The sequence below is a fragment of the Streptomyces sp. NRRL WC-3549 genome, assembly GCF_000721935.1.
Taxonomy (GTDB): domain Bacteria; phylum Actinomycetota; class Actinomycetes; order Streptomycetales; family Streptomycetaceae; genus Streptomyces.
Genome location: NZ_KL585395.1, coordinates 45,777 through 53,728, shown reverse-complemented (window position 1 = coordinate 53,728; position 7,952 = coordinate 45,777). Strand labels below are relative to the sequence as shown.

The window sequence follows — 7,952 nt, the reverse complement described above, 5'->3', positions numbered from 1 at the left end:
CCCCCGCCGCTGCGCGGAGTCGTCGCGCTGGCGCCGATCGGCGACTTCGTGAGCGCTGCCGAGCTGGATGTGTGCTCCGGTGCGCTCCACCAACTCCTGGGCGGCAAGGAGCACTTCGAGGAGAGGCGGGCGCACGTCGACCCCGCCGTGCTGCTTCCGACCGGGGTCGCGACCGCCGTCGTGCAGGGCGGCGGGGACCTGACCGTGCCGCAGGCGGTGTCCGAGGCGTTCGTGGACGCGGCGGCCGGGGCGGGCGAACTGGTGGGGCTGACCGTGCTGGACGGGGTCGGGCACTTCCCGCTCATCGACCCGTCGGCGGACGCCTGCGCGGTGGTGGCCGAGGAGATCGCCCAGCTCGCCTGGTGACCCGGCGTGGGGACAGCCCTTGGTCCTCGTAGTACTTGAGACGGACGGCGCAGGATCCGCATCACTGCCGACGACCCGGGCCGGGCCGCCGCCTACCGTGGAAGCGTGACCGAGACCAAGACCAGAAGCCCGGAGCACCGGATGGCCGCCGGGGCGTTGGACGGCCTGCGGCAGGACCTGTTCCAGCATGTGCTCGACTTCCGCCCGCTGGCCCCGCTGGGCACCGACGGGCCGGTGATCCGGCGTCTGCCCGGGCCGCTCCGCAAGGGCGCCGTCTGGTTCCCGCACGCCGTGGTGGGACTGGTCGCGCTGATCGCCCTGATGCAGGGCGTCTTCGTGGCGAACGCCTACTCGCCGTTCGGGGTGGCGACCGTCATCACCGCGTTCGTGCCGGCCGGCACGCTGTTGGCGACGCTGGTCCGGCCCCTCCTCGCCTTCTGGGTGTCGGTCGCCTCGACCCCGTTGGTGGCCGTGGTGGGCCACGACCAGTGGCCCTGGTCACCGACCGCCTTCGTCTGCCACCTGGGTGTGCTGATCGTCGTCGCGGCGCGGACCCGCCCGCGCACCGCCGCCTGGATGTGGCTGGTCACCCTGCTCATCGGGACCCTCGTGGAGAACGTCGGCGGCCACAGCTCCGCCATCACCTTCGGCATGGCCCTCACCTCCGCGGTCGCCCTGCTCGTCGTGGTCCTGGTGCAGACCCGGCGGGAGGCGAAGCAGGAGGTGACCGTGCAGCGCACCGTCACCGCAGTGGAACGCGACCGGCGCACGCTCCTCGAGGAGCGCACCACCATCGCGCGGGAACTGCACGACGTGGTCGCCCACCACATGTCCGTCGTCGCGATCCAGGCCGAGGCCGCCCCGTACCGGGTGGAGAACCCGCCGCCCGAACTGGAGCAGGCCTTCGTCACCATCCGAGAGAACGCGGTCGCCGCCCTGACCGAGCTCCGCCGGGTCCTCGGGGTCGTACGGGCGGAGGACCAGGAGCTGCCGGACGCCCCGCAGCCCACGCTGGCGGAGTTGGACCGGCTGCTGGACAACGTCCGTGAGACGGGGCTGGAGACGGAGAAGACCGTCACCGGAGCGGTACGCGTCCTGCCGCAGGGCGTCGAGCTGTCGGCGTACCGGATCGTGCAGGAGGCGCTGAGCAACACCCTCCGGCACGCGCCGGGGGCGCCCGCGAAGGTGGAGATCGGGTACGTGCTCGGCGGGCTGGGGCTCCGTGTCGTCAACGGGCCCCCCAGGGGCCTGGTGAAGCCGTCGCCGGGGGCCGGGCACGGCGTCACCGGGATGCGGGAGCGGGTGGCGATGCTGGACGGCGAGATGACGGCCGGGGAGACGGAGGACGGCGGCTACGAGGTCGCGGTGTTCCTGCCCGTGCCCGTGGACCGCGACCGCGCGGAGCAGGAGGTGGGGGCATGAGCCCGTCCACCATCCGCGTACTGATCGTCGACGACCAGATGATGGTCCGCGAGGGGTTCTCCGTCCTGCTCAACGCGATGCCGGGCATCGAGGTCGTCGGCGAGGCCGTCGACGGCCGGCAGGCCGTGACCCAGGTCGCCGCGCTGCGGCCCGACGTGGTGCTGATGGACATCCGGATGCCCGAACTCAACGGCATCGAGGCGACCCGGCAGATCGTCGCCGCCGACGCGGACGCCAAGGTGCTCGTCCTGACCACCTTCGACCTCGACGAGTACGTGTACCAGGCGCTGCGCGCCGGCGCCTCCGGCTTCCTGCTGAAGGACGCGTCGGCCCGTCAGCTCGCCGACGGCGTACGGGTGGTGGCCTCCGGCGAGGCGCTGCTCGCGCCGACCGTCACCCGGCGCCTGATCACCGAGTTCTCCAAGATCGCCGAAGCCCCCAGGCCGCCCGCCATGGCCCGGATCGGCGACCTCACCGAACGGGAGACGGAGGTGCTCGTGCTCATCGCCCAGGGCCTGTCGAACCAGGAGATCGCCTCGCACCTGGTGGTCGCCGAGTCGACGATCAAGACGCATGTGAGCCGGGTCCTGGTGAAGCTGGGGCTGCGGGACCGGACCCAGGCCGCGGTGTTCGCGTACGAGGCCCGGCTGGTCACGCCCGGGTAGCGTCGGGTCATGCACGTGTCCTTCGATCCTTGGTCACCGGCGTTCGTCGCCGACCCGTACCCCGCCTACGCCGCGCTGCGCGCCACCGGCCGGGCGCACTACTTCGAGCCGACCCGGCAGTGGCTGATCCCGCACCACTCCGACGTCTCCGGGCTGCTGCGCGACCGGCGGCTCGGCCGGACCTATCTGCACCGCTTCACACACGACGAGTTCGGCCTCGACGCGCCGCCCGCCGCCCACGAGCCGTTCCACACGCTCAACGGGAACGGCATCCTCGACCTGGAGGCCCCCGACCACACGCGGATCCGGCGCCTGGTGTCCAAGGCGTTCACCCCGCGCCGGGTCGAGGCGCTCGCCCCGACCGTGGAGCGGCTGGCGGCCGGAATCGTCGAGGAGTTCGTGGCGGCGGGCGGCGGCGACCTGCTCACCGCGTCCCGGAGGCCGACCGGGCGCTGCTGCGGCCGTGGTCGGCGGCGATCTGCGGGATGTTCGAGCTGAACCCGCCGGAGGAGACGGCACGGGCCGCGGTCCGGGCGTCGGTCGAGTTCTCCGCGTATCTGCGCGGGCTGATCGCCGCCCGGCGCGCGAACCCGGGCCCGGACCTGATCACCGCGCTCATCGCCGCCCACGACGAGGACGACCGGCTGAGCGAGCAGGAGATCGTCTCGACCTGTGTGCTGCTGCTCAACGCCGGCCACGAGGCGACGGTCAACGCCACCGCCAACGGCTGGCGGGTGCTCTTCCGGCATCCGGAGCAGCTGGCCCTGCTGCGCGGTGACCACGGGCTGCTGCCGACGGCCGTGGAGGAACTGCTGCGGTACGACACCCCGGTGCCCATGTTCGCGCGCTGGGTCCTGGACGACATCGAGGTGGACGGCACGGTCATCCCGCGCGGTTCGCAGGTCGCCCTGCTCTTCGCCTCGGCCAACCGGGACCCGGAGCGCTTCTCGGACCCGGAGGCCCTGGACCTGACCCGGCAGGACAACCCGCACATCTCGTTCGGGGCGGGGATCCACTACTGCCTGGGCGCGCCGCTGGCCCGGCTGGAGATGACGGCCTCCTTCGGCGCGCTGCTGCGCCGGGCGCCCAGGATGCGGCTGGTCGCGGAGCCGGAGTGGAAGCCGGGGTTCGTGATCCGGGGGCTGCGGGAGCTGCTGGTCGAGGTCTGAGGCGGGGCCGGTCAGAGGCGGGCCGGCACCAGCTCCTCCAGGTACCGCACGGTCTCCGGGTCCGACAGGTCCAGCTCCTCGTACCGGTCGGCGGGCCAGTGGGGGCGGCCGTCGATCCAGGGGACGGGCAGGAAGGGCTCCTCCCGCCGTCCGCGCAGCTCGGCCGTGCCGACCGGGGCGGGCAGTCCGGCCCAGGGGCGCTTGCGCGGGCCGGGGGCCAGCAGCCGCAGCAGGCCCCGCGGGGGAGCGGAGTCGTCGGCGTCGGCCGCGAAGAGGAGCAGCACGGGGTCGGGCCCGGCGCCGGACGGTTCCTCCAGCAGGACGTAGCGCGGGGTCTCGGCGACCGGTCCGTCGGCCTGGCGGGTCAACTGCCGGGCGAGCGGGACGCCTCCCCGCAGGATGCGCAGGAGCGAGTACAGGCCGAGGGCGCCGAAGACCACCGCGAGCACCTGTACCGGCCCGGAGACGGTTCCCGGCCGGACCAGGGTGAGGGTGCCGATGCCGACCGGACAGGCCAGCGGGAAGAGGACCCTGGTGAGCCCGGTCGCCTTCAGCAGGACGGGCACCCGCCACCACGGCCCGGTCCGCACCCCGGCGCCCGGCCGGCCCGGGGGCGCGTCCGGCCCGCGCAGGGCCGCCTGACGGGTGGCCGCGGCGGCGCACACGGCGTACGTCAGCGGCGGTGCGCCGGGCCCGCCGGGCACCCAGGGCGGCCCGGACAGCGGGGCCACGCCCGCGTACGCCGGGGCGGAAAGGGGACCGACGGCGGCCCGCCCCCCGCGCCTGATCAGACGGACCGCCCCGCCGACCAGCCCCACCAGGGCACACAGCAGACCGCCCACCCCGACGGTGTCCATGACGGCGAAGGCGGACGTGCCCTCCAGATCGGCGTTGTACAGGTCGCCTTTCCAGGGGCCGTACGACACGACGAAGCCGGTCTCCCAGTCGTCCAGCAGCGGGCCCCGGTCCGGGTCGCACCGATAGGTCCCGGTGCGCCGCTGGTGGTCGAAGGGGTCGTCCCACCGCACCACGCAGCGGCCGTCACTCTGCTCGCTCAGCACGGTGAGGTCGATCCGCGGGTCGCTCTCCGACTGCTCCGCCCAGACGGTCGCGAGCACGACGCCGGCCAGCCCCGCGACGAGGAGGGCGAGCCACGTCAGGCCGGGCCGCCGGCGAGCCGGTTTCTCCGGCGGAACGGTGAGCCAGGGGGAGCCGGGGCGGTCGGCGGCCGGATGCGGCCCGGTGGCGGTCGTGTGCGGCGGACGGGGCGATGGGCGGTGGCTCAGCGCCCGTACCTGCGGCAGGTCCAGCGTCCTGCGCGCCCGGCGGGCGCCCAGCGGGCGGGCCCGGATCAGCTCCTCGCCGCCGGGCGGGGCCAGCACGCCCCCGGACCGCGGATCGCCGCACCACCACAACACGCCGGCCGTGTCGGTGAGCAGGTGGTAGCGCCACTGTGTGGTGAGGGGCGCGAGTACCAGCAACTCGTCGCCCCGCGGGCCGCCCGCCAGGACGACGGCGGCGCTGCCCCCGCCGCGCTGGACGGCGACCGAGGCATAAGCGGTCCAGGGCCTCGACCCGAGCACCTGGCGCATGCGCCGGACCCGCCCCCGCAGCCAGAGGCCGAGCCCCAGGGCACCGGCGCCGAGCGAGAAGCACCAGGGCCCCAGGACGGCCGCCAGCTCCTCGGCGGAGGCGGACGCGGAGGCCACGACGACCGTGAGGGCGGCGGCCAGCAGCGCGAGGCCCGCGTTCACGCAGTACGAGGCGTGGCGCCGCGCGCGTCCCAGCCCTGCGGCCGTCCCGGGCAGGTCGAGCGCCGTCCGGGCCGGGGCGTCGGGGGACTCGGGGCTGTCAGGCGACGTGGGGGATTCGGGGGTGCCGGAGGCCGTGGGGGTCTGCGGGGTGGCGGGCGATGCGGGTCCTGGTGCCGGAGCCGGTGCGAGTCCCGATGCGGGGGCCGGTTCGGGCGGGGCGGGCTGGGGGGCCGACGCCCGCGCCTCGGGCGCTTCCGGGGCGGTCACCGCGTCCGGCCCGGGTACGGTCGCGGACGCCTCGGCCGCTTCCGGCCCCGTCGCACCCGGCGTACCGGGTACCCCCGGCCTCATGGTCCCGGGCGTACCGGGTGTCCCCGTCCCCGCCGTCCCCGCCGTTCCCGGCGTACCGGGTGCCCCAGGCCCCGCCGTTCCCGCCGTTCCCGGCGTACCGGGTGCCCCTGGCCCCGCCGTCCCCGGCCTCTCGGCCGCCGCCGACCCGGTGGTCCCGGACGGCTCGGTCGCCCCGGGGGGCGTGGGCCCCGTCAATTCGGGTGTGTCCCCCACCGTGCCGCCTCCCCGTCCGCCCCGGTCCTCGGGGTGCCGATCATCCCCCGGGTGCCACCGGCAGCACCAGCCCCCAGGCCCCCGCGCGCACCGTCCAGGTCCGGGTGCGGACCGGGCCGGCGGACTGTATGTCGGCCCGGTAGCGGAAGTCCGGGCCGGAGACCGTGACCGACCTGGCCTCGGCCGTGACCGTCGTGCCGCAGGTGGTGTGGATCACCACGTCCGCGGGGCGGCCGTCGCCGCGCGGGGTCACCGAGAGGCCGTCGACCGGCCGGTCCAGGTCGTTCAGCAGGGCCCCGTCCGCCTCGACCCGGAGCCGGTGTGCGCGCGGCGGCGGCAGGGCGGAGGCCGGCAGGGGCGGGGACGGGCGCACCAGGGCCGTTATCAGGGTCCGCCAGGTGTCCCGGACCGCCGTGACGCCCGGGTGGTTCGGGTGCTCGCCCGGCTCCGGGGCCGGGATGCGCAGATCGCCCACGACCACGCCGTCGCTGTCGTCCACCAGCAGGTCGAGCCGGCGCGCGGTGCCCTCCAGCGCCGAGCGGGCCGCCGCCACCGCGCCCCGGGGCACGCCGAGCGCGTGCGCGAGCTCCAGTGAGGGCGCGGCGCCCACCGGGACCAGGCAGAGCGCCCCGCCGGCCAGCTCCCGCTCCCGGTGGAGCTGGGTCACCGCCCGCAGCAGGGCCCGGTCGTCCCCGATCACCACCGGCCTGCGGGTACCCCTCCGGGCCAGGGCCCGGGCGAACTCCTCCGGGCCGTCCGGGAGGCAGATCTTCACGTCCGCGCCGGCGCTCAGCACGTCCTTCGCGATGCGGACCGACTCGCCGTCGCTGCGGCGCGCCAGGGGGTCGATGAGTACGAGTAGCTGGTGGTCGCCGTCGCCGGGGGGCTCTGCAGCCGACACCTCGGTCCTTCCTCGGGTAGCATCTTGGTGCAAGAGCCCCTTGCGCTATTGCGCCAGGGGCTTCGTCTATTCCGGGGCACCCGGTTCGACGGCTCAGGCTGTGCCGTACATCGTCGTGCGGCAAGGTACGACCTTTACGTACGCCCCCTGACCTTGGACATGCCCCGCCCGGAAGGGGTGTACGCCTGTGCCCGCACTTGTGCTGCTCGGTGCTCAGTGGGGTGACGAGGGCAAGGGGAAGGCCACCGACCTCCTCGGTGGATCCGTCGATTATGTGGTGCGCTACCAGGGCGGCAACAACGCCGGCCACACGGTTGTCGTAGGCGACCAGAAGTACGCACTGCATCTCCTCCCCTCCGGAATCCTGTCGCCGGGGTGTACCCCGGTCATCGGTAACGGTGTCGTCGTCGACCCGGCGGTCCTGCTCTCCGAGCTGAGCGGCCTGAACGAGCGTGGTGTCGACACGTCCAAGCTGCTGATCAGTGGCAACGCCCATTTGATCACTCCGTACAACGTCACGATCGACAAGGTGACCGAGCGCTTCCTCGGCAAGCGCAGGATCGGCACGACCGGGCGCGGCATCGGCCCGACGTACGCCGACAAGATCAACCGCGTGGGCATCCGCGTCCAGGACCTCTACGACGAGTCGATCCTGGAGCAGAAGGTCGAGGCGGCGCTGGAGCAGAAGAACCAGCTCCTGGCCAAGGTCTTCAACCGGCGCGCGATCGAGGCCGGGCGGATCGTCGAGGAGATGCTCCAGTACGCGGAGCAGATCAAGCCGTTCGTCGCCGACACGACGCTGATCCTGAACAACGCCGTCGACGAGGGCAAGGTCGTCCTCTTCGAGGGCGGCCAGGGCACGCTGCTCGACGTCGACCACGGCACGTACCCCTTCGTCACCTCGTCGAACCCGACCGCGGGCGGCGCCTGCACCGGTTCCGGCGTCGGCCCGACGAAGATCAGCCGGGTCATCGGCATCCTCAAGGCCTATACGACGCGTGTGGGCGCCGGTCCGTTCCCGACGGAGCTGCACGACGAGGACGGCGAGGCGCTGCGGCGCATCGGTGGCGAGCGCGGTGTCACCACCGGCCGCGACCGCCGCTGCGGCTGG

Annotated in this window: 5 protein-coding genes and 2 pseudogenes; 5 read left to right on the top strand and 2 right to left on the bottom strand. The window is 74.2% G+C overall.

The annotated features are described in order from the left end of the window. The 4 genes and pseudogenes from IH13_RS0113000 to IH13_RS37355 form a co-directional block, all read left to right on the top strand. Window positions 1–366: pseudogene (locus tag IH13_RS0113000) on the top strand (alpha/beta hydrolase); the annotation flags it as partial. Between the two features lie 141 nt (window positions 367–507). Continuing rightward, on the top strand, window positions 508–1,788 hold the full coding sequence (locus IH13_RS0112995; RefSeq protein ID WP_082317601.1) for a sensor histidine kinase: 1,281 nt from the start codon (window positions 508–510) through the stop codon (window positions 1,786–1,788). Then, entirely contained in the window at window positions 1,785–2,453 is a 669-nt protein-coding gene (locus IH13_RS0112990; RefSeq protein WP_031083997.1) for a response regulator, read from the top strand. The genes IH13_RS0112995 and IH13_RS0112990 overlap by 4 nt, the downstream gene beginning before the upstream one ends. A 9-nt stretch (window positions 2,454–2,462) precedes the next feature. Further along, window positions 2,463–3,622, top strand: a pseudogene (locus IH13_RS37355) (cytochrome P450). 11 nt (window positions 3,623–3,633) lie between these two features. On the opposite strand, the gene IH13_RS0112980 reads toward IH13_RS37355, so the two are convergent. After that, complete coding sequence (locus IH13_RS0112980; RefSeq protein WP_158791151.1) at window positions 3,634–5,727, bottom strand: hypothetical protein; 2,094 nt, start codon at window positions 5,725–5,727, stop codon at window positions 3,634–3,636. 253 nt (window positions 5,728–5,980) lie between these two features. Continuing rightward, on the bottom strand, window positions 5,981–6,841 hold the full coding sequence (locus tag IH13_RS0112975) for a diacylglycerol kinase family protein (protein ID WP_031083994.1): 861 nt from the start codon (window positions 6,839–6,841) through the stop codon (window positions 5,981–5,983). 187 nt (window positions 6,842–7,028) lie between these two features. Between IH13_RS0112975 and IH13_RS0112970 the strand changes: the two genes are divergently transcribed. Then, window positions 7,029–7,952, top strand: a 924-nt coding sequence (locus tag IH13_RS0112970; RefSeq protein ID WP_031083993.1) for an adenylosuccinate synthase, incomplete at its 3' end; no start/stop codon positions are given.